Below are 23,689 nucleotides of genomic sequence, written 5' to 3' on the forward strand. Positions count from 1 at the left end.
ACCAATAATGATAAAATTCTTCCGAAATATCCGAAAAAACCTCTTGAGCAAGAACAAAACAACTAAATACTTCAAATACGCCATTGGCGAAATTATCCTCGTGGTTATTGGTATTTTGATTGCACTTCAATTAAATGCCTGGAAATCAGATGTAAATCAAAGAAGATTAGAACAATTACATCTTAAAAATATTAAAGAAGATTTGCAGTTTCAACTTGAAATAATAGAACAGCAAATGGAACACGATAGTATTTATTCTCAACGTACAGAAACGGCATTTTCATATTTTAGAGGCGATATAACATTTACCCAACTAGAAGAATTATTATATGGAGCTAATAATCTAGGATATCGTAAAACATTTGTAGAAAGTGAAGCTTCCTTCAACGAACTACTAAGCACAGGTGGAATGTCATTAATAAAAGACCACAATTTGCGTAAATTAATGATGCATTATTACCAACAATTAAAATATACTTCTAAAGTAATCAACGCGAACAACGGTTTAATTGATCAAATGTTTAATCTTCATTCAACAAACAGTTCTCCAATGTTTTCATTAGACAAAAACGGTCAACTAGATACCACCAAAACCTTTACTGGACAAGAGTTATATCGACTTAAACAAACTCTATTGGAACGTAGTGATTTATGTGAAATAGCACTTAAACATTGTGAAAAACAACGAATTGCCACTATTGCATTAATCTCAGAAGTGAATAAAAATATCAAACCATGATAAAACTCTTTCGAAACATTCGTCAAAACCTTTTGAATGAAGGCAAAACCACCAAGTATTTCAAATACGCCATTGGCGAAATCATCCTCGTCATGATAGGCATCCTTTTGGCATTACAAGTAAATAATTGGAATCAAGAACGCAACGAAAACAAATTAGGTAGAAGCTATCTAGAACGTATCCATAGAGATTTGATTTTAGACACTTTGAATTTTCGCAAAAAAATAGAATCCAACAATGCCATAAGAGTAGAAATTAAAGATGCGCTTGAAGACCTCAACAATCAAGTAGATTCTTTTGAAGAAGTCACACATATCTGTGCCGTTTTTGGACGTGCTTTAGACCAAGTATTCATTCCAAAAGACAACACCTATAAAGGCATGGTTAGTTCTGGGAATCTCACTTTAATTAAAAATACAGCCTTAATAGAAGCCATTACAAATCTGTATAGCGATTACGACACAAAAAGTAAACTATTTTATGCCAACAAAGAATGGATGGATGCCATATCAATTCATCTGGATTCTTATACAGATTTGGTAAAATTTTCAGAATACACCATGGACATTTACCCAGTTCCAGGCATGTTAAACAAATCTGATTACGAATTCTTAAACCATCCTGAAGACGAAAAATTTAAAATAGTTATCAGAGCCATGTCTGCTTGTGCTTGGAACCAAAAAGCAGCTAACGATTACTATTCAGAACTACTTATTCATTGTAAAGAAACTTTAAAACTTATAGATCAAGAACTAAAAAACCAATCTCATTAATGTATGCTAAAATTCTTCAGACATATTCGTCAAAACCTTTTAAATGAAGGTAAAATTACTAAGTATCTTAAATACGCCATTGGCGAAATCATCCTCGTGGTTATTGGGATTCTTATTGCATTAAGCATTAATAATTGGAATGAAACAAAAGCGGAACGGAAAATAGAAAAAGACTACATTATTTCATTAATTGAAGATTTAGAAGCAGATACTACAAAACTTTCATACGTAATTAAAAGATATGAAACCTCTGAATTAAAAATAGATACCGTTCTAAAAATGTATCACAAATTAGCGATGGGTTATAACGATACCTTGCGTAGAAATTTGCCTGCTGTTACAAGTTTTCCAGATTTTATTTATACAGATAGAACCATGCAACAATTAAAAAATTCTGGCGGCATGCGTTATATCGTGAATAAAAAGGCTTCTAATGGTATTATAGATTATGATTTATCAGTGAAACATTTACTTGAATCTTATATTCCAGATTTAAATTTTTATTATGAAAACACCAATCTCTTATGGTTTGAAATTGTAGATGTGGATGCTCTTGAAAGGGATAGCAAAACACTTTCAATCTCAGATATGGAGAAAGGCTCTAAAAATTATTTGTTGAAAAATGACCAAGCAACACTAGGCAAATTTAACAATGCTATTAGAAACTTTAAAGGCGACTTGACCCTAATTAAAAACACAGAAATAGACCTTGTGCAAAAGGCATCAAATTTAATAACGCTTTTAAAAATTGAATATCAATTAGAATAAATAACCCATTTAAAAAACAACTAAAAATTCACTAACTTTAGCAATAACGAACACTGATTAAACTACCAATGAAATCAAAATCAATAAAAGGGCACTCAACTTCTGAAATTAAAGCAGCTTTAACCCAAAGCATGTCAGATGGTTTTAAACCAACCTTGGCTATTGTGTTCAGTTCAATATGTCAAGATTTAAAAGCCATATCAAAACTGCTTGATGATTTTGACATTGCTATTTTTGGTTGTACAACTAATGGCGAATTTATCGACGAAGAAACAGAAAAAGGTTCTATAGCTATGCTTTTGCTTGATATGAAAAAAGAAAATTTTCATATCTATATAAATGAATATCCAAATAAAGACTACAAAGAGGTTGCCACAGAAATTGCAAAAAAAGCAAAAGAAAAATTTGAAAAACCCGCCTTTTTAATTGGCACTAGTGGTGCTTCTGCTGATGGAGAAGAAATTTTACGTGGTTTCGAAGATATTATTGGTAAAGACGTAAATGCCTTTGGTGGCGCTGCTGGAGATGATTATTCTTTTACTGAAACATTTGTTTTTACCAATCAAGAAATAAGCAATAATGGTTTGGTTTGCTTAGTGGTCAATGAAGAAAAAATAGACATAAAAGGTATCGCAACCTGTGGTTGGAAAGCCGTAGGCACTGAAAAAACAGTTACTAAAAGTAACGGAAATCATGTATATACTATAGATACCATTCCCGCATTAGACATTACTGTAAAATATGGTGGTCTGGAAAATATCACTCCAGACAATAAAGAAGTGCTTTTGGAATTGGCAGCTAATTTTCCGTTGCAATTACAAAGAGATAAAGGAGATCCTGTGATGCGTCCACCATTAGTGGTGGATTGGACAGACCATTCTTTTTACACAAGTGGCACAGTACCACAAGGCTCCAAAGTTCGCTTTTCTTTACCTCCAGATTGGGATGTGATGGAAAAAGTTATCAAAGAAGTTCAAAATTTAAAAGACACCAAAATGCCAGAAGCAGATGCTTTAATCATTTTTAGTTGTGCTGGAAGAATCCTTGCTTTTGGCCCAATGATGACAGATGAACTTGAAGGCATAAAAAACGTATGGAATGTTCCCATGGCTGGCATGTTTTCTAATGCTGAACTAGCAAGAGCCACAGGTGGAAACCTTGAAATGCATAATTTAACGACTTGCTGTGTAGCAATAAAAGAAAAATAAATTAAATAATATGTTAAAATTAACTGTTTTATATAAACATCCATTAGATGCAGAAGCATTTGAAACCTATTACAAAGAGAAACATATGCCAATTTTTGAATCCGTAGAAGGTATTTCTAAATTTGAGTTAACTAAATTTTTAGGAACACCAGATGGTCAAAAAGCCGATTATTATCGCATGGCAGAATTGTACTTTACAAGTGTAGAGCAAATGCAAGAAACCATGGGTTCTCCTGAAGGTCAAGCAACTGTTAACGATTTGTCCAACTTTGCTACAGGTGGTGTAAATGTTATTGTTGGAATGACTGAAACTGATTCATAACCTATAAATAAATGATTTCAAAAACAATAAAAGCAAATTCAACCGAAGCCATTATCAAAGAAATTGATAAGGTAACTTCTAACAAATTTGAACCAACATTGGCAATCGTTTTCCTTTCTATTAAACAAGATTGGAATGCAATAAGAAATGTATTGGACAAAAAAGGAATTGCTATTTTTGGCGCCACAACTTCTGGTGAATTTATTGATGGAGAGATAGAGGAAGGTAGTATTGTTATCATGCTACTCGACATGAATCTAGAGTACTTTAAATTAGTTTTTTTAGAAACTGGAGAACGTTCTACTTTCGAAAATGCCAAACAAATGGGTTTTGAAGGAAAAAACACGTTTAAAAACCCAGCATTCATTGTTGTTTCAGGTTGGCTATCTCAAGATGGTGAAAATATTATCAATGGTATAACCGAAGGCTTTGGTACCGATGCCACCATTTTTGGAGGCATGGCTGGGGACGACCTTAAACTAGAAGGTCCTATTGTGTTCTCTAATAACACAAAAAGCGACCAAGGTCTACTAGCACTTATAATAGATCAGGATAAAATTGAAGTTAATGGTATCGCTACCTGTGGCTGGAAGCCAATTGGTACTACAAAAACCATCACAAAAAGTGAAGGGAATGTCGTTTATACCATAGACGACAAACCTGCTCTGGATATGATTGTAAAATATCTTGGAGCAGAGCTTGATTTCGATTCAGGAAAGGAAATAGTAACCCAAATTGGTGCATATTATCCACTACAAATGGAACGTGAAAACATGCCTCCTGTGATGCGTACAGCCATGTTTACCAACACTGAAGATCGGTCCTTAATTTGTGCTGGCAATGTACCTCAAGGATCTAAGGTAAAGTTTTCTCTTCCTCCAGATTTTGACGTCATAGAAAAAGTAATTGAGGAATGCAATGAATTAAAAAATGAAAAACAACAAGAAGCTGATGCCTTGATTATGTTTTCTTGCATAAGTAGGCTTTTGTCTTTTGGCATCTTAATGAGCGAAGAATTAGAACAGGTACAACAAGTTTGGGGTGCGCCAATGATAGGTTTATTTACCTATGGCGAATATGGAAAATCAAAAACTGGAAAACATGAGTTTCATAACAATACCTGTTGTGTTGTAACATTAAAGGAAAAAATATGATTTCAAAAACAATAAAAGCAAATTCAACTGAAGTCATTTCCAAAGAAATTGATAAGGCAACTTCCGACGGATTCAAGCCAACTTTAGCTATTGTATTCCTATCGATTAAGCAAGACAGAGAAGCCATTTCTAGATTACTTGATGAAAAAGGCATTCAGATATTTGGCGCTACAACTGCAGGTGAATTTATCGATGGAAATATTGAAACAGGTAGTATGGTTATCATGTTGTTAGACATGAATCCAGCTTATTTTAAACTAGAATTTCTTGAAATAACTGAACAGACCACTTTAGAAGACGCAAAAAAACTAGGCCTTATTGGAAAGGAAACCTTTACCAATCCAGCATTCATAATAGCAACTGGTGGAATAAATATAGATGGCGATCAAATTATAGAAGGCATCATGCAAGGTTTTGAAAAATCTGATTCTTCGACTGAAAGAGAAGTAACCATATTTGGAGGTATGGCAGGAGATGATTTGATTGCTGAAAAACCACTTGTTTTTACCAACGGAAAAAGTAAAGACACCGCACTTATAGCACTCATCATTGATGAAGACAAAATAGATGTAAGAGGTATCGCTAGCTGTGGTTGGGAAGCTATTGGAACCGCAAAAACAGTAACTAAAAGCGAAGGCAATATTGTGTATACTATAGACGATAAACCAGCATTGGACATGTTTATGAAATACCTTGGCGTAGAACTAAAGTTAGATGACAGTAAGGACATCGTGCCATTTCTTAACTCTTGGTATTATCCATTGCAATTGGAACGGAAAAATGGAGATACTGTCATACGTACATCTAGGTTTGCCAATCAAGAAGACCGTTCACTTATTTGTACAGGATCTGTGCCTCAAGGTTCAAAAATAAAGTTTTCGTTGCCACCAGATTTTGATTCCATCGAAACAGTCGTTTCAGAATGTGAGAGCATTAAGGACAACGCACAGCAACAAACCGATGCCTTAATTATGTTTTCATGCGTGAGCAGACATATATCATTTGGAGCTTTAATGAGTGAAGAAATAGAACAAGTACAAAACGTTTGGAATGCACCCATGGTTGGCTTTTTTACTTATGGTGAATATGGAAAATCCAAAATTGGCACTAATGAATTTCATAATAATGCTTGTTGCATTGTAGCCTTAAAAGAAAAATAATGAATCAAAACCTACAACATATTTTAGATTTTATAGAGAATGCAAAGCATCTTTCTGAAGATGAAAAAGTAGCATTGCTTAAATCCTTAAAAAGTGCTGATAAAGATTTGCTCATTTCAGAATTTAAATTGGAGCGTACCGAAAAAGTAAAACGAACCACAGCGATTCTTTTAGAAGAAACAATTGAAGAACTAGAACAAAAAAGAAAAGCTATCGAAGACTCCAATGATGCTTTACAAAAATCGTTACAAGAGCTAAAGGAGACACAATCACAATTAATTCAATCAGAAAAAATGGCAAGTTTAGGTGAATTAACAGCTGGAATTGCTCATGAAATTCAAAACCCTTTAAACTTTGTCAATAATTTTTCTGAAGTCAGCAAGGAACTTTTAGAAGAGATGCTGGAGGAGATTAAAAATGGTGACATGGAAGAAGTTGATGCCATTGCTCAAGATGTCATTCAAAATTTAGAAAAAATAAACCATCATGGGAAACGCGCAGATGGTATTGTAAAGGGCATGCTCCAACATAGTAGAAGCAGTTCTGGAGCCAAAGAGTTAACAGACATAAATGTTTTAGTTGACGAGTATTTACGATTGGCATATCATGGATTACGTGCTAAGGACAAATCATTTAATGCAATCTTAGAATCCAATTTCGACGATTCAATAAAATCCATCAACATCACACCTCAAGATATTGGTCGTGTGGTTTTAAACCTTATAACCAATGCATTTTATGCAGTAAATGAAAAGAAAAAAATGCAAATCCAAGGTTACGACCCGAAAATAACTGTTGAAACAAAGAAAACTAAAGAACAAATTGAAATCTATGTTAAAGATAACGGAAATGGAATTCCAAAAACAGCTTTAGATAAAATATTTCAGCCCTTCTTCACCACAAAACCTACAGGGCAAGGGACAGGGTTAGGCTTATCATTAAGTTACGACATCATTAAAGCGCATGGTGGAACCATTAATGTAAACACTAAAGAAAACAAAGGCACAGAATTTATCATTTCACTTCCAACCAACAACAAAGAATGAAACTGACCAAAAAAATAGAAACCGAAATCTGGAAGATTTATGATACTTGGATGCACAGTTATCTCAATGGTGATATTGAAATATATGATTCTTTTTTGGATAACGATTACCACTTCATTGGTTCTGCTAAAAATGAGGAATTTTTAAACCGAAAGGATACCACACAATTTTTTGCAGATACAGGCGATCAATTTGCTGGTAAAACCGAAATAAGAAATGAAACCAAGACCATAGAACAATTTGGAGAACTTATTTTTATTACACACATTTTTGATGGTTGGTTTCTCAATGAAAATGATTGGAATTATTATGCAAGATTTAGATTTTCATCTACACTCCGAAAAACTGAAGCTGGCTGGCGATTTATCTATCAGCATTTCTCGATTCCAGATTCAAAAACAGCAGAAGGAGAAACCATTGGTTATGATAAAATAAACGAAGAAAACCAAGAACTCAGAGAAGCTATACAACGTCGCACGATTGAACTCGAACAAAAAAATCGTGAGCTAGAGATTGAATCTTCCCTTGAAAGAGTGAGAGCTATTGCTATGGGAATGCAGAAATCTGAAGACTTAATGAGTATTTGCAAAATTGTTTTTGATGAATTACAAGCATTAGGATTTACTGAACTTCGCAATACCCTGATTCATGTATTTGTTGATGAGGAAAGTTATTTCACCAACTATGATTATTCATTAGCTACTGGAGGAAATATCAATAAAATGCCATTTAAGGGTAACACAACTCTGGAAAAATTTATTAAAGTTATTCGAAAATCGGACGAAGCTTTCAGTCAACTTACCATAAAAGGTAAAGAGCTTAAAGATTGGAAAGCTTTCAGAAAAACAAACAGAGAATATGAAGATAAAAGATTGGATGATGTCAAATCACTTCACTATTACAACTACTCTGTAGGCTCAAGTGGCATAGGTATTTCAACATACAGTCCAATCTCAAAAGAAAAACAAGATCTTTTACAAAGATTCAGAAACGTTTTCCAATTGTCCTATAAGCGCTATAAAGACATTTCTAATGCTGAAGCACAAGCAAAAGAAACAAGAATTGATTTGGCGCTAGAAAGAGTCCGTTCACAAGCATTGGCAATGAAACAATCATCAGACCTGCTTGATATAGTTGTTACCATGCGAAATGAATTCACCAATCTTGGCTATGAAGCACATTATTTCTGGCACATGATGTGGCTTCCAGAAACTTATGAAAAAGCCATGACCTCTGGCGATGGAACAAAAATAGGTTTTGTAATGAAACTCCCAAGGCATATCCATGGAGACATTCCACTATTGGCTAATTGGGAAAAAAGCAATAAGCCAACCGTTGTGTATGCAATGAATGTGGACGAAGCTCTAGACTATGTCAATAAAATGGTCACGCTTGGCGATTTTCAGAATATAGACCCTCAAGCACCAACTGATGACGACATCAAACATATTGGTGGCTTGACCTTTATCATGGCAAGAACTTCCCATGGAGAAATTGGTTATAGCTTACCTGGAATTGTTGAAAATCCACCAAAAGAAGACATAAACATTTTGGTGAAATTTGCTGGCGCATTTGATTTGGCACATCGACGTTTTTTAGATCTTCAAAAATCTGAAAAGCAAGCACGAGAAACCCAAATAGAACTCGCTCTAGAAAAAGTAAGAAGTCGTACTATGGCTATGCACAAAAGTACAGATTTAGCAGCTGTCATAGAAAATCTTTTTTATCAACTAAAAGAACTAGACCTCAAAGTTATTTCCAGTTGGGTATCCCTTGTCAATGTTGAAAAAAACAACATAGAAATATGGGTAAGTCATGGTGAAACTAAAATAACTCCAGTAGCAGTCAAAGGTGCAGACTTTGAGAATTTCCAACAAGAAATTGAAGCTTGGAAAAACAAACAGGAATTCATTCTGATCAAAATGCCGAAAGAAGTAGCCAAAAAAACACTCAAGGATTTTTTCCATATAAAACTATCGTTACCAAAAGAAGATAGCCAGTTTCACTTACACCAACTATGGCATGAGCATGGTTTTTTAGGATTGGGTATGTGGAAAGAAGCATCTAATGAAGAATTTAAAATTTTACAACGCTTTACAAAAGTATTTCAGCAAACATACACGCGTTTTCTAGACTTGCAAAAAGCTGAAGCACAAGCAAGAGAATCCGAAATTGAACTCGCCTTAGAACGTGTTCGAGCAAGAACTATGGCCATGCAACATAGTGACGAATTACAAGAAGCGTCCTTCTTATTAGATGAACAAGTAAGAGCCTTAGGCATTAAAACATGGGGTTGTGCTTTTAATATTTATGGAGACAAAGAGTCCACAGAATGGTTTGGAAACGAAGCTGGTATGTTACCTACATATACAGTTCCACATAAAGGAATATTTAAGGAATATTACCAAAAAGGCCAAAAAGGTGAATCATTCTTCATTAAGGAATTTTCTGGTAAAGCTTGTGAAGATCATTACGAATACATGAGCTCGCTTCCTGTAATAGGTGATGTCTTAAAAAATTTAAAGAAAACAAATAAAGGTTTTCCAACCTATCAATTGGATCATGTGGTCTATTTTAAATATGGTTATTTATTATTTATCACAAAAGAACATGTTCCAGAATCACATGATATTTTCAAACGTTTCGCTAAAGTTTTCGAGCAAACCTACACACGTTTTCTCGATCTTCAAAAAGCAGAAGCACAAGCCAAAGAAGCAAAAATTGAAACCTCCTTAGAAAAAGTTCGTTCGCGCTCTTTGGCAATGCAAAATTCAGACGAATTAAAAGAATTGATAGGCACAGTTTATAAAGAATTGAATAATCTGGATATGGATTTGGACAGATGTCTCATCTGGATTATGAACGATGACGATTATTCAACACGCTTATGGATGGCAAATCGAGAAGCTGAACCTGTTAGTTTTTATATACAAAATCATAAAAATCCTCCCTATAAAGCTGTTCTTAAAGGTTGGAAAGAACGAAATACAAATTGGGAATATCATTTAAAAGGTAAAGTAAAAAAAGATTGGGACAAGTTTGTTTTCGAAGAAACAGAAATGAAGCAATTTCCAGCGACTTTAAAAACGATGATGCAAGCAACAGAACAATCAGTTATGTCTGGCTCCTTCCATAGTTTTGGCTGTTTGCAAACTGCTGGTCACAAAGGGTTGAGCGAAGAACAGAGGAGTATATTAATACGTTTTGCTAAAGTTTTCAATCAAGCCTATACTCGTTTCTCAGACCTTCAAAAAGCCGAAGCACAAGCTAGAGAAGCACAAATAGAAGTAGCCTTAGAAAAAGTAAGAAGCAGAACCATGGCCATGCAAAAAGGAGAAGAACTCCAAGATGTTGTTGTCCTTCTTTACAAAGAACTTATTAAGCTTGGTGTGACCAACTTTGTTTCTTGTGGTTATGTAGAAATAAATGAAAAAACCAAAAGACAATTAACTTGGGTTACCAATCCAGGAGGAGACTCTTTAGGATTGTTTTTTCTACCCTTAACTGGAGATACCCATTTTGATTCGCGTTACGATGCATGGAAACAACAGCAAACCGTTTTCCACCAAACAGTAGCTGGAAAAGAGCGAAGAAAACATTTGGAGTATGCCATTACTACGTTTAATTCTAAAGAGGCAGAAGAAATGGTTCTTAATCAGTTCCCAGACCCAACCGTATTTTATTGCTTTAATTTTTCTCATGGTTATCTACACCTGGTTTGTGGCTCAGAACTTAATAAAGAAGAAGAATCTTTATTATCAAGGTTCACAAAGATTTTTGAACAAACTTATGCACGTTTTCTAGACCTCAAAAAAGCCGAAGCACAAGCCAGAGAAGCTCAGATTGAAGCAGCATTAGAACGTGTGCGTTCACGTAGTATGGCCATGCATAATACTGAAGAACTTAAAGAAGTTATTCAGGTTCTGTATAATCAATTTGTACAGTTGAACATCAATATTGAACATGCTGGCTTTATATTAGATTATAAGGAAAATGAAAAAATGCATATTTGGCTTGCTGATGAACATGCTGTGTTTCCTGAGATAACAATTCCTTATTTTGATTGTGCACATTGGAACAGTTTTAATGAAGCCAAGAAAAAAGGTCAAAATTTCTTCGCTAACCAATTAGGCTTTGAGGAAAAAAACAAGTTCTATAAAGACATGTTTGAGTTTCTTCCAGATTTGCCTGAAGAAACTAAAGCAACCTATTTTAAATTTGATGCTTTAGCCATTTCTACTGTTTTATTAGAAAATATTGGCTTATATATCGAAAATTATTCTGGCACTCCTTTTTCTGATGAAGAAAATAAAATCCTCATGCGAATTGGAAAGGTATTCCAGCAAACTTATACGCGTTTTCTCGACCTCCAAAAAGCAGAAGCACAAGCAAGAGAATCAGAAATTGAATTAGTCTTAGAACGCGTTCGTAGTAGAAGTATGGCAATGCATAACAGTGATGAACTGAGAGAAGCTGGAGCATTATTGTTTAATGAGATTACAAAACTGGGTATTGAAAGCATCACAAGCGGTTACGTGATTTTGGAAGAGGATGAAAAAATAGGCTGGAACTATATGGCAGATCCTTCAACTGGAAAGATAATGCCTTTTGCTACAGGAGTTTTTCACGACAAAACGGACAACATGCGATCTGTTATTAAAAACTGGAAAAAGCAAGAACCCGTTTTTGTAATTGAGATGGATGAACAACAAACCATCGACCACCAAACCTTCATAGCCGAACAAAGTATCAATTTTCCTATTTCAGCTGAAGAATTAATTGCCGTGTCGCCTGCCCAATTAAAACTTCACGCCTTTAATTTTAAGCAAGGCTATTTATTAAATATAGGTGGCGAATTGCTAACAGATGACCAATCTGATATTATGTTGCGCTTTACAAAAGTGTTCCAACAAACCTATACACGTTTTCTAGATTTACAAAAAGCAGAAGCACAAGCCAGAGAAGCGAAGATTGAAATGGCTTTGGAAAAAGTACGTTCTCGTACTATGGCCATGCAACATAGTGACGAATTGCCGGAAGCTGCCAACGTGTTGTTTATGGAAGTACAAGGGTTGGGCATTCCTGCTTGGTCTGCTGGCTACAACATTCTTTCCAATGACAAAAAATCAGCAAAGTGCATAATGAGTAGTGAAGGCGAAATACAAGCACCTTTCACTTTACCATTAACGGAACATTCAAGTCTATTGCCCTGGTACAAAGCCATAAAGCGCAAGGATGCCTTTTTTGAATATGAACAAGGTGGAAAAGAATTGGTAGAACATTACAAGTATATGGCCACTTTACCTGAACTAAAGCAGTTATTAAGACAATATGATGATGCTGGAATTTCACTACCAACCCATCAGATCAATCATCTTGTTAAATTTACAAATGGCTTTTTATTATTTATTACTTATGAAAATGTCCCAGAGGCACACGATATTTTCAAACGTTTCGGAAAAGTTTTCGAACAAACCTATACACGTTTCTTAGATCTTCAAAATGCAGAAGCTCAAGCTAGAGAAGCACAAATTGAAGCAGCTTTGGAACGTGTCCGTTCTAGAAGTATGGCAATGCATAAAAGTGAAGAAATGCTTGAAGTTATAGAAGTTGTTGCAAAGCAACTATTGCAATTGAATTTAAAATTTGAGACTGTTAGTTTTGGAAAGAATAACCAAGAAGGAGATTTTAAATTTTGGCTAGCTTCACCTGGACAACCCAAACCAGTATTACTTCAAGTTCCATTTCTGAATATTCGTGTACTAAATTCTGTTAAAGAAGCTCAAAAAAAAGGAGTCAATTTTATTGAAGATGTTTTTACAGCTGAAGAAAACAAGGAATGGAGCCAGCATATGATTACCTTTTCAGATTTAAAACATTTTCCACAAATAATAAAAGATTTTATATTAAATGCTCCAGGTTTTGCTCGATCAAGCTTTTTGCTTAAAAATATTGATTTATATGTTGGTAATTATAGAGCTATTCCTTTCACAAAGGAAGAAAATGCCATTTTTAGTAGGTTTGCTCATGTCTTCGAGCAATCATACACTCGTTTTCTCGACCTTCAAAAAGCAGAAGCACAAGCTAGAGAATCATTAATTGAAGCAAGTTTAGAACGTGTAAGAAGCAGAACACTTGCTATGCAGAACTCTGAAGAATTAGCTCAAACATCTGTGGTTGTTTTTCAACAGTTATTAGAATTAGGTATTGCTCCAAACCGTTTATTTATTGGCATTGTAAATAATAATGGCACAAATATAGAAGCTTGGGCAACCAATGAAGATGGCAGTAAACTTGGAAGTCATTTTACACTTCAAGCTTCAAAAAACAAGTCGATCAAAAAAATGCTGACAGGATGGAAACAGCAGAAAAAATCTCTAGTTATAGATATGACAGGAAAAGAATTACAAGACTATTTTCAATATCTAAATAAAGAAATGGATATTCCATTTATACATGGTTTAGAACAAAAAAGGCGTGTACAAACCATAGCTTATTTTTCAGGAGGCTTAATAGGTATGGCTGCTGCAGAAGAACAACCAGAAGAAACTATAAAATTACTGGAACGCTTTGCAGCTGTTTTTAATTTAACTTATACACGTTTCAACGATTTAAAGATTTCTGAAGCCCAAACAAAAAAAGCAGAAGAAGATTTGATAAAATTACAAGCTGCTAAAAAAAGTGCTGAAGATGCTTTATCTGAATTACAGCTCACACAAACCCAATTAATACAATCTGAAAAAATGGCTAGCTTGGGAGAATTGACAGCTGGAATTGCTCATGAAATTCAGAATCCGTTAAATTTTGTCAATAATTTTTCTGAAGTGAGCCAGGAACTCATCGATGAGCTAAAGGAAGAACTTGAAAACGGAGATATGGAAGAAGTACATGCCATTTTAAATGACGTCATACAAAACCTTGAAAAAATTAATCATCATGGTAAACGCGCAGATGGTATTGTAAAAGGTATGTTACAACATTCTAGATCTAGCTCTGGCACAAAAGAACCAACAAATGTTAATGCTTTAGCTGATGAATATTTAAGATTGGCATATCATGGTTTACGTGCCAAAGACAAAAGTTTTAATGCTACGTTAGTCACAGATTTTGATGAATCCATTGGTAAAATAAATATCATTCCTCAAGATATTGGTCGTGTGGTCTTAAATTTATTGACTAATGCTTTTTATATTGTAAATGAGAAAAAACAATTAAACTTAAATGGTTATCAGCCAACTGTTAATTTAACCACAAAAAAGAATAACAACATGGTTACTATTTCAGTAAAAGACAATGGCAACGGAATACCTAAACACGTATTAGAAAAGATTTTTCAACCCTTCTTCACGACCAAACCAACGGGACAAGGTACAGGATTAGGACTGAGTATGAGTTACGATATTATTACAAAAGGCCATGGAGGTGAATTGAAAGTAGAGACTAAACAAGGAGTTGGAACAGAATTTATTATAAAACTACCAATTTAATCGAGTTTTAAATACATTAACAATGAAAAATAAAGGCGATTTTTTAAGAAGGACATTAAATATGTTACTAGTATGCATATTTATAACATCCAGCGTTGTAGCACAAACAGAAAAAATAGCCTTCGAAAAATATGGCGTAGCTGAAGGTCTTCCTGAAGAAGTAGGAATAAACTTTATCCAAGATCAGCAAGGTTATATTTGGATTGGCACACAAAACGGACTTGCCAAATTTAATGGTTATAAAATGGAGGTTACTAGAGCAAATCTGGATAATCCAGATGGACTGCACCTTCGGAATCTTAGTGGCGGAATACTATTAGCAAACGACGGTAAACTATGGCTTGGAGGCGTTAGTAATAGTGGAGGCTTAGCTACATATGATCCTAAAACCGAAAAGTTCACAAATTATCCAATAGTTGTTGAAGATTCCACAAAAATACCTTATCGCAATTGTACACTCCTATTTGAAGATATTGCTAAAAACATCTGGTTTTCAAGCAGATTAAATAGCCAAGAGGGATTTCTCTGTAAAATGGATCCCGAAACACAAATTGTTACAAGATATTCTTATAATGTTGGACGAAAATATAATGATATAGTCTTAAACTTTGAAATAGCAGAATCTAAAAAAGACAGTTCGGTTTGGCTTCGAGCACAAGATTATAACATACTTCGTTATGATAGAGCAAAAGATGTTTTTGAAATTCAATTTAAAACAGGCGATATAATTCCTGGCACTACGTTAACAGACTCTATAGTAGACATAAACACAGCAAGTAAAAGTGGTTTAATTTTAATGACAAATAATAAGCACCTATTTTTATGGGATCCTATATTACGGAAAGTTGTGGATACTTATACGTTTACAAATCGTGATGACATAGTTTGGGGGGCTAATTTTGAAGATACACATGGTAATTTTTGGGTATCGTCCCACGATAACCTGACACGAATTAATCGAGACTCAAAACAAAGAGAAGATTTTAAATTTGGTAAAGGTGCTTTAGATTTTAAAGTAACTGGCAAGGTGTTGGAAATAATACCACAAAGCCATAATGATGCTTTTATATTTTTTGAGGTTAACAGTACCGATACTAATAATGGAAGTTTTAATTATACTCTTAGGTATGAATTTGAATCTAAATCTTTTGAGTTTTTTGATTATCAATTTAATGATGAGAATAATCCATTTGAAAATAATGGTTTCCGAAGAAAATTTGCTCTCGACCATTCAGGACTTCTATGGGTTGGCACGCGCCCAAATATTTATAAGCAGTCTCCTAAATCGAGACAAATAACACTACTTAATCATGATCCTAAAGATAAATCTAGTCTGCCTTCAGATGATATTACGGCACTTTTTGAAGATAGTAAACAACAATTATGGGTTGGTACAGATAACGGAATAGCCTTAAAAAATAGCGATAAATCGTTCAATACCTTTGGCTGGTTTTCTGGAAATAAAACAGGAACAACTATTGGCAGAGTATACGCCATCATTGAAGATTCAAATGGGGTGATTTGGATTGGTAGTAGTGATGGTTTATATCGTTGGTCAGCTTCAAAGAAAATGTTTGAAAAATTACTAACAAACTTAGGAGATAAAGTTAACGTGCGCACACTTTCAAAGGATAGCAAAGATCATATTTGGGTTTCAGTTTTTAATAATGGCACCTATGTTTTAGATGAAATATCAGGAAATGTTATTTCAAAATTTGAGCCTAAAAACAATTCAGATCATGGATTAACAAGCACTACAATAACTAAAATCTTTCTAGACTCAAAACAACAGATTTGGCTTGGAGACCCTCGTGGCAATGGAGTGGGATTATTCCGCTATTTAGAAAACGAAAACAAATTTGCACACTATAATTATAACCCAAACGATTCAACTTCTATTAAAAATAATGAAATACGCATTTTAGCTGAAGATGATAGACATAGATTATGGATAGGTACTGATGCTGGTATAAATTTGTACAACCCTGAAAAAGATAACTTTTTTCAAAATAAAGATGAAGTAAACTTGCCGAGTATTAGTTATTCCGTCAAAGCTACTAATGGAAAACTATGGGTTTTAGCCTATAGTGGAGGTGGATTGGCATTAATTGGCCCTAGAATAAATGATGTTACCATGTATGGCGAAGACAAAGGCCTTCTGCATAATGATGCGAATAGTTTTGCTTTTGATGATCATGGAAAGTTATGGATACCAACAGAAAGGGGCTTATCAGTTTTTGATACGCTTACAAAAAAATATACTAGTTATTTTGAAAAAGACGGATTTCAAAAGTATGGAAGATATAACTTAACCCTAAAGACTCAAAATGGCGATATCTGGATTGGCGGTTTAAATGGACTAAATCTTATTGTGCCTGATAAGTTATCTAAAAAGGACTTGACCAAACCTGCTGTGTATATAACTGCAATGGGTATTATGGATTCTTTATATACAAAACCAGATGGTGATATATTTAAAAAAGCAGTATCCTTTACAAATCAAGTAAAATTAAAATATTGGCAAAAAAATTTAAGTTTTGAATTTATTGGACTCCATTATTTAAGACCTGAGGACAATTTATATTCTTGGAAACTGGAAAATTATAATGAAAAGTGGTCAACACCTTCTAAAGCAAGAACAACTGCATATACTAATCTATCTCCAGGCATATATACTTTTCGTGTAAAGGCATCAAATGCAGATGGAACCTGGAATGAAGAAGGTGCTTCCATAGAAATTGTAATTACACCTCCTTGGTGGTTAACCTGGTGGGCTTATATAATTTATGGATTAATTGTGTTACTTATTGGTTTTAGAATTCATAAATATCAAAAGGAACACACACTTAGGCTGGCTCGCGAAGAGTCTCAGAAAAAAGAACTGGAACAAGCCAAAGAAATAGAAAAAGCCTATTTGAAACTAAAAAGTACCCAAGCCCAATTAATCCAATCAGAAAAAATGGCAAGTTTAGGAGAACTGACAGCAGGAATTGCTCATGAAATCCAAAATCCTTTAAACTTTGTCAATAATTTTTCGGAGGTGAACATAGAGCTAATCGATGAGATGCAAGAGGAATTGAAAGTTGGCAACCCAGAAGAAGCTATCGAGATTTCTAAAGATATTAAAGAAAACCAGTTAAAAATAAACCATCATGGAAGGCGCGCAGATGCCATTGTAAAAGGGATGTTAAAACATAGTAGGAATACTAGTGGAGAAAAGGAACCCACCAATATCAACGCGATAGCTGACGAGTACTTGCGATTGGCTTATCATGGTCTTCGTGCTAAAGACAAATCCTTCAATGCAACATTAAACACAGATTTTGATGAGTCAATCGGGTTGATAAATGTGGCTGGACAAGATATGGGTAGAGTAATATTGAATTTAATAACCAATGCACTTCATGCCATATCTCCAAACTCTAAAGCAACAAAAGAAGAAACCATTAAAAGCCCAACAATATGGATAAGTACCAAACAATTAAATGATAAAGTATTTATAGAAGTAAAAGATAATGGTTCGGGTATTCCTAAGAGAATTTTGGATAAAATTTTTCAACCATTTTTCACAACAAAACCCTCTGGCCAAGGTACAGGTCTGGGATTATCTATGAGTTATGATATTGTTAAATCGCATGGTGGCGAATTAAAGGTAAAAAGTAAAGAAGGTGAAGGCACAACCTTTACCATTATTATTCCAAAATAATTAAACAAATATAAAAAAATTTAAGTTATGAAAATCTTAGTAGTAGACGACGAACACGATGTAAAAACACTATTTCAACAACGATTTAGAAAAGAAATAAAAACTGGTAATATGGACTTTGTTTTTGCTTTTTCTGGTGAGGAAGCAATAACTTATTTAAATGAGAATAATCAAGAAGCAGTTCTTATCTTGTCTGATATTAATATGCCAGGAATGAGTGGTTTAGAATTATTGGATCATATCAAACGAAAATTCCATGCACCTCCTCCAGTGGTCATGATGATTACTGCTTATGGTGATGATGAGAATTTTAATACAGCTAAAAGACTTGGCGCTGACGATTTTTTAACCAAACCTTTGGATTTTAATCTTTTAAAAGACAAATTAAAAACAATAATATAATGGCTAAAATACTAGTAGTAGATGACGAGGCAGATTTAGAAGTCCTTATAAAACAGAAATTTAGAAAACAAATTCGAGAAAAAGAGTTTGAATTCTTCTTTGCTATTAATGGAGTTGATGCGCTTGAAAAAGTGTTAGCTGAGCCCAATTTAGATGTTGTTTTAAGCGACATCAACATGCCTGAAATGGATGGTCTTACTTTATTAAGTAGATTAAGTGAAACGAAGCCACTATTAAAAACGGTTATCGTTTCTGCATATGGAGATATGGAAAATATTAGAACTGCCATGAATCGTGGTGCTTTCGACTTTATTACCAAACCCATCAATTTTGAAGATTTAAATATTACGGTTGAAAAAACCATAAAGCATAGCAATCAAATTAAAGAAACACTTCAAGCCATTAAAGAAAATAACATTCTTAAAATGTATGTAGATGAAAATGTGCTTAATTTTATGGGAAGTCGTGAATATGAATCTACCATCATGGCTAATGAAACCATTGAAGCAACTGTGATGTTTATTGACATATGTGGTTTCACAAAAATTAGTGAAACAGCTCCAGCAGATACAGTAGTGAGTATGATTAACTCGTATTTTGATGAAATGGTAAAAGAAATTATGGCACAACAAGGCTTTGTAGATAAGTTTATTGGAGATGCAATCTTGGCTGTTTTTAGAGGAGATTACCATTTAGATCGTGCCATCGATGCCGCTTTAGCAGTTAGAAACAAAATAATGAATCTTCCGAAATCTGAAACTATACAAGGATATATTCCTAAAGTTTCTATTGGAATTAAAAGTGGCGAAATGATTTCTGGAAATATTGGTTCGGTTAGTTTAAAACGATTGGATTATACAGTTATTGGAGATACGGTCAACACAGCAGCACGTTTTCAAGATGCAGCAAAAGAAAATCAGATAATTATTAGTGAAGCATGTTACAAGCAAGTAAAGGAAGCTTTTAAATGCAAAAAAATTGGAGATATTCAATTAAAAAATAAAGCTGAAGCTATAACCGTTTATGAAGTTATAGAGTAAATTTTAATCACTTTTATCATTAAAAACAATCATTATGGAACCTGAAGAATCTAAAATCCCTAAACACAAAACAAACAAACATACCGATGATTTAATTGATCATTATTGGGGAAGTATTGATTATGTCTCTTCTTTAATAAAAGCTTCTGAAATTAAAGCAGGTTTGATACTTTCGTTTTATGGAATCCTATTAAACTTTTCATATAAATATATTGAAATGATATTGGTTTCTGCTTCTACTAAACCACTTTTATATGTGTTATTAGGAGCTTGGTTTTTATGCACTATGACATCTATTTATTTTAGTGTTCGTTGTTTTATGCCTAGAATTGAAGCAGATTACGAAAAGAATATTTTCTTTTTTGGAGATGTTATTTCCAAATTTGGAACCATTAAAGAATTTTCTAAAGCATTTTACAGAATTAGTATGGATGAAAATCAGGTTTTCGATCAGTTAGGACAACAAATCTATATTATTTCTAAAATTGCAGCTATAAAATTTAAGTATGTTAACAAATCATTACGTTTTTTAGCAGTTGGACTTTTCTTATTATTAGTTGTTGTTGGTTATAATATGATTGTTACTACTCTTTAAATGTAAATGTTAAATGCATTATAATACTATTAACTACGTCAATAATTAACCTTAAATTTGTTTTATATTGGTTGATTTATGGATGGATTTAATATAATCATGGTTATTGCCATTATCTTGTTTGCAAGATTAGGCATACGCTTAGTGACTGGTTATTTTAAAATGAAAAAGGAAGATGATCCATCTGAAGAAAAAACGGATTAAGGCTTCACTTTCCCATTAAATTGATCCACTTTTGGATTAATAGGATTTCCAGAACTTCTTCTAAATGAAGCAATCTGTCCACAATGCCAAATAGCGTCTGCAATAGGACCATTAATTTCGTTCCAGAAAGGAATTTCATTCGTTCCAAAGATGATTTTGTACTGAGAAATATCATCACTAGCATTTAGAATATTTGCAGCTTCTTGTAAATTCAATAAGGTTTGAATGCGTTGCTCTTCAAAAGTCATCTCTACATCATTTTTACTATTTGGTTTATTTAAAGTGGCATTTACTACAACTAAAGACAAATTATAAATATGATCTATAGTTTCAGATGTAGAACGCACATCATTATTGGGTTTATATACTAAATCTACTTCTGTTAATCCTTCCGTTGCCCAATAATATCTAAAACCCAAACTTTCTACCATTCTGCCAGCAACTGTTCCTGCTGTATATGATTCTGGATATTCAGGTAATTCGTAAAATGGTAGTTTTACATTGTTCTGAGCCTTAGCAAACATAGATACTAATAGCATTACTACAAGTGTAAGTTTTCTTGTTATCATTATTTATTTGTAATTTAGATTCACAGATTACAAATTAGTTTTTAATTTGTTTATCATTTGAAATAGGATTAATTCCATACTTATCAAATAAGTATACCAAACTTGTCATGGTAGCTGCACCAAGTTCTAATTCTCTTTTATTAACAGCATCGAAGGTATCGTTAGCTGCATGATGATAATCGAAATAGCGTTGCGAATCTGGACGTAAACCAGCTAAAACATTAGAATCTGTTTTTAAAGGACCAACATCTGCACCACTTCTACCTTTTTCAAAATAATGAATTAAATAAGGCTTAAAGAGTTCTTTCCAACTTAATACTTGATTGAAATTAGCATCGCTACAATCGAAACTAAATCCACGTGGTGTAAACCCTCCTAAATCGCTTTCTAAAGAAAAAATATGATTTTCACCTTTTTGCTTGGCAACCTCAGCATATTTAGTAGCTCCACGAAGTCCGTTTTCTTCATTCATAAACAAAACCACTCGAATACTTCTCTTAGGTTTAATACCACTTTCTTTTAACAAACGTAATACATCCATAGATTGTACTACTCCTGCTCCATCGTCATGAGAACCGTCTCCTAAATCCCATGAATCTAAATGACCTCCAACTATTATATATTCGTTTGGAAACTCACTTCCTGTAATTTGGCCTATAACATTGTATGATTGTACATCTTTTAACTGCTGACAGGTTTGGCTAAAATAGAATTTTAAGTCTTTGTTTAATGCTAACATACTACTTAACTCATTGGCATGATTAGTACTTATAGCTGCAGAAGGAATTCTATCAGATAAAGGCAAATCGCCATAAGTCATACTTCCTGTATGAGGAAAATTGTCTTGGCGTAGGTTCATAGATCTAACTATTACACCAACTGCTCCAAATTTTGCAGCTTCCATAGCTCCTGCATACCTTTGATCTACACAGCCTCCATAAGCTTCAAAGGTTTGAATTAAATCGGCTTGCATTGGTCTATTAAAAAACACTATTTTTCCTTCAATTTGATCTTTTCCTAATGTTTCAAGTTCTTCAATACTTTTAACCTCAATTACATTGGCTTTTAAGCCTCCAAATTTTGTAGCTATAGAACCTCCAAGTGCACAAATATTCACATTAGTAGTTACTCCTGGAGCAGTTTCAATAAAGGCAAATTCTGGAGTTCCTCGAACCCATTTTGGAACCATAACTGGCTGTAACCAAACTTTATCTAATCCTAATTTTTCAAGCTCTTCCTTTGTGTATTCTACTGCTTTTTCAGCATTTAATGAACCTGATAAACGGCCTCCAATTTGATTTGATAAATAATCTAACCACTGATAACTATTTCCATTTGTAAGAGAGGTTGTGTAAATGTTTTTTAAAACCTCAGCATCTGTTTGTGCAGTAGTACTTAAAATAAAAGAAAAGCTAATAAGGAAAATTATGAATTTCATAGAAATAGTTTTTGAAAAATTAAAGATACTATTATTATAAAAGGAGACTGTGAAAGAAACTATAAAAGAATTCTAAGAGTTACTCTTTTTCAAGCTGTTCCTTATATCGTTCTAAATTAGCTTTAATATCATCGTCTAATTCAGGTTCTTTAATATCATCGTATTGTTTTAAAGTAGAGTAAATAATGTTTGCCACAAGTAGTCTTGCTGTTGGTTTTTGATCTGCAGGAATGGTGTACCAAGGCGCATGAGGTCTCGAAGTTCTATTGATGGCATCTTCATAACAGGCTTGATATTCGTCCCAACGCAAACGCTCTTTTAAATCGTCTGGAGAAAATTTCCAGTTTTTGTTTTTCTTTTCTAATCGACGAAGTAATCTGTTTTTTTGTTCTTCTTTAGAAAGATGCAAATAGAATTTAAAAATGATGGTTCCGTTTTCGGCAATATGTTTTTCAAAATTATTTATTTGCTCAAAACGTTTGTCCCAAAAAGCCTCATTGACATGATGCAGAGAATGAACATCTGGTAGATTCTCACCTAAAATATATTCTGGATGTACGCGAGTGACCAACACATTTTCATAATGCGTTCTATTAAAAATACCAAATTTGCCACGAGCTGGAAGAGCTATATAATGTCGCCATAAATAATCGTGTTTCAATTCTAAAGAAGTAGGCACTTTAAAACTATGTACAACAACGCCTCTGGCATTTAAATCTTTAAAAACTTCACGAATCAAACTGTCTTTCCCTGCTGTATCCATGCCTTGTAAACACACTAAAACAGCATATTTTCCATGTGCATACATGGTATCTTGCAATTTTGCCAGTTTTATTCTTGTTTTTTCAAGTTCTAGCTCTATTTCTTTTCTTTTGGCATCTAAATTATAAGTGGTACTTATATCTTTAAGTTCAACTTTTTGAGTTACCTTAAAGGTATTTGGATCTATAGTCTTCAATTTTATTAGATTTTATATTCTATTTTTAAAGATATCAAAATTTTCTGTATTACCATTGAATGAATTATTAAGTAAACTGATTATGACAAGTAATCCAGACAATTGGTTTTTGAAGAAATA

The 23,689-nt window shown here is 33.6% G+C and carries 16 protein-coding genes; 13 read left to right on the forward strand and 3 right to left on the reverse strand.

Annotation, left to right across the window (positions count from 1 at the left end):
* The first annotated feature begins 43 nt into the window (after positions 1 to 43).
* The 13 genes from FVF61_RS04580 to FVF61_RS04640 all read left to right on the forward strand — a co-directional run bounded on the left by FVF61_RS04580 (position 44) and on the right by FVF61_RS04640 (position 20,400).
* Positions 44 to 739, forward strand: coding sequence for a DUF6090 family protein (locus FVF61_RS04580; RefSeq protein ID WP_148453841.1), 696 nt, complete (start codon positions 44 to 46; stop codon positions 737 to 739).
* Positions 736 to 1,512 (forward strand): DUF6090 family protein, encoded by a 777-nt coding sequence (locus FVF61_RS04585; RefSeq protein ID WP_148453843.1) that lies wholly within the window; start codon positions 736 to 738, stop codon positions 1,510 to 1,512. The genes FVF61_RS04580 and FVF61_RS04585 overlap by 4 nt, the downstream gene beginning before the upstream one ends.
* A gap of 3 nt (positions 1,513 to 1,515) precedes the next feature.
* The gene (locus FVF61_RS04590; protein WP_148453844.1) at positions 1,516 to 2,280 is read left to right on the forward strand and encodes a DUF6090 family protein; all 765 of its coding nucleotides are present in this window, start codon (positions 1,516 to 1,518) and stop codon (positions 2,278 to 2,280) included.
* A gap of 68 nt (positions 2,281 to 2,348) precedes the next feature.
* A complete protein-coding gene (locus FVF61_RS04595) occupies positions 2,349 to 3,488 on the forward strand; it encodes an FIST signal transduction protein (protein WP_148453846.1) in 1,140 nt (379 codons plus the stop codon).
* Positions 3,489 to 3,498: 10 nt separating this feature from the next.
* Positions 3,499 to 3,810 (forward strand): EthD family reductase, encoded by a 312-nt coding sequence (locus tag FVF61_RS04600; RefSeq protein ID WP_148453848.1) that lies wholly within the window; start codon positions 3,499 to 3,501, stop codon positions 3,808 to 3,810.
* 11 nt (positions 3,811 to 3,821) lie between these two features.
* The gene (locus FVF61_RS04605; RefSeq protein ID WP_148453850.1) at positions 3,822 to 4,964 is read left to right on the forward strand and encodes an FIST signal transduction protein; all 1,143 of its coding nucleotides are present in this window, start codon (positions 3,822 to 3,824) and stop codon (positions 4,962 to 4,964) included.
* Positions 4,961 to 6,124: an FIST signal transduction protein gene (locus tag FVF61_RS04610; protein ID WP_148453851.1), complete on the forward strand. Its 1,164-nt coding sequence runs from the start codon at positions 4,961 to 4,963 to the stop codon at positions 6,122 to 6,124. Before FVF61_RS04605 ends, FVF61_RS04610 begins: the two co-directional genes overlap by 4 nt.
* On the forward strand, positions 6,124 to 7,170 hold the full coding sequence (locus FVF61_RS04615) for a sensor histidine kinase (RefSeq protein WP_148453853.1): 1,047 nt from the start codon (positions 6,124 to 6,126) through the stop codon (positions 7,168 to 7,170). The genes FVF61_RS04610 and FVF61_RS04615 overlap by 1 nt, the downstream gene beginning before the upstream one ends.
* Positions 7,167 to 14,657 carry an ATP-binding protein gene (locus tag FVF61_RS04620; protein ID WP_148453855.1) on the forward strand — a complete coding sequence of 2,497 codons (7,491 nt, stop codon included), beginning with the start codon at positions 7,167 to 7,169 and terminating at the stop codon, positions 14,655 to 14,657. The genes FVF61_RS04615 and FVF61_RS04620 overlap by 4 nt, the downstream gene beginning before the upstream one ends.
* Positions 14,658 to 14,679: 22 nt before the next feature.
* Positions 14,680 to 18,363, forward strand: coding sequence for a two-component regulator propeller domain-containing protein (locus FVF61_RS04625; protein ID WP_148453857.1), 3,684 nt, complete (start codon positions 14,680 to 14,682; stop codon positions 18,361 to 18,363).
* Positions 18,364 to 18,390: 27 nt separating this feature from the next.
* On the forward strand, positions 18,391 to 18,765 hold the full coding sequence (locus FVF61_RS04630) for a response regulator (RefSeq protein ID WP_148453859.1): 375 nt from the start codon (positions 18,391 to 18,393) through the stop codon (positions 18,763 to 18,765).
* A complete protein-coding gene (locus tag FVF61_RS04635; RefSeq protein ID WP_148453861.1) occupies positions 18,765 to 19,805 on the forward strand; it encodes an adenylate/guanylate cyclase domain-containing protein in 1,041 nt (346 codons plus the stop codon). The genes FVF61_RS04630 and FVF61_RS04635 overlap by 1 nt, the downstream gene beginning before the upstream one ends.
* A gap of 34 nt (positions 19,806 to 19,839) precedes the next feature.
* Positions 19,840 to 20,400: a Pycsar system effector family protein gene (locus FVF61_RS04640; protein WP_148453863.1), complete on the forward strand. Its 561-nt coding sequence runs from the start codon at positions 19,840 to 19,842 to the stop codon at positions 20,398 to 20,400.
* A gap of 200 nt (positions 20,401 to 20,600) precedes the next feature.
* Here FVF61_RS04640 and FVF61_RS04645 read toward each other — a convergent pair whose 3' ends face one another.
* From FVF61_RS04645 to FVF61_RS04655, 3 genes are all read right to left on the reverse strand, one after another.
* Positions 20,601 to 21,173, reverse strand: coding sequence for a hypothetical protein (locus FVF61_RS04645; RefSeq protein WP_148453865.1), 573 nt, complete (start codon positions 21,171 to 21,173; stop codon positions 20,601 to 20,603).
* Between the two features lie 34 nt (positions 21,174 to 21,207).
* On the reverse strand, positions 21,208 to 22,611 hold the full coding sequence (locus FVF61_RS04650) for a M20/M25/M40 family metallo-hydrolase (RefSeq protein ID WP_148453867.1): 1,404 nt from the start codon (positions 22,609 to 22,611) through the stop codon (positions 21,208 to 21,210).
* Between the two features lie 79 nt (positions 22,612 to 22,690).
* Positions 22,691 to 23,569 (reverse strand): PPK2 family polyphosphate kinase, encoded by an 879-nt coding sequence (locus FVF61_RS04655; protein ID WP_148453869.1) that lies wholly within the window; start codon positions 23,567 to 23,569, stop codon positions 22,691 to 22,693.
* Positions 23,570 to 23,689 lie beyond the last annotated feature (120 nt).

The sequence above is a fragment of the Xanthomarina maritima genome (genome assembly GCF_008084905.1).
GTDB classification, from domain to species: Bacteria; Bacteroidota; Bacteroidia; order Flavobacteriales; family Flavobacteriaceae; genus Xanthomarina; species Xanthomarina maritima.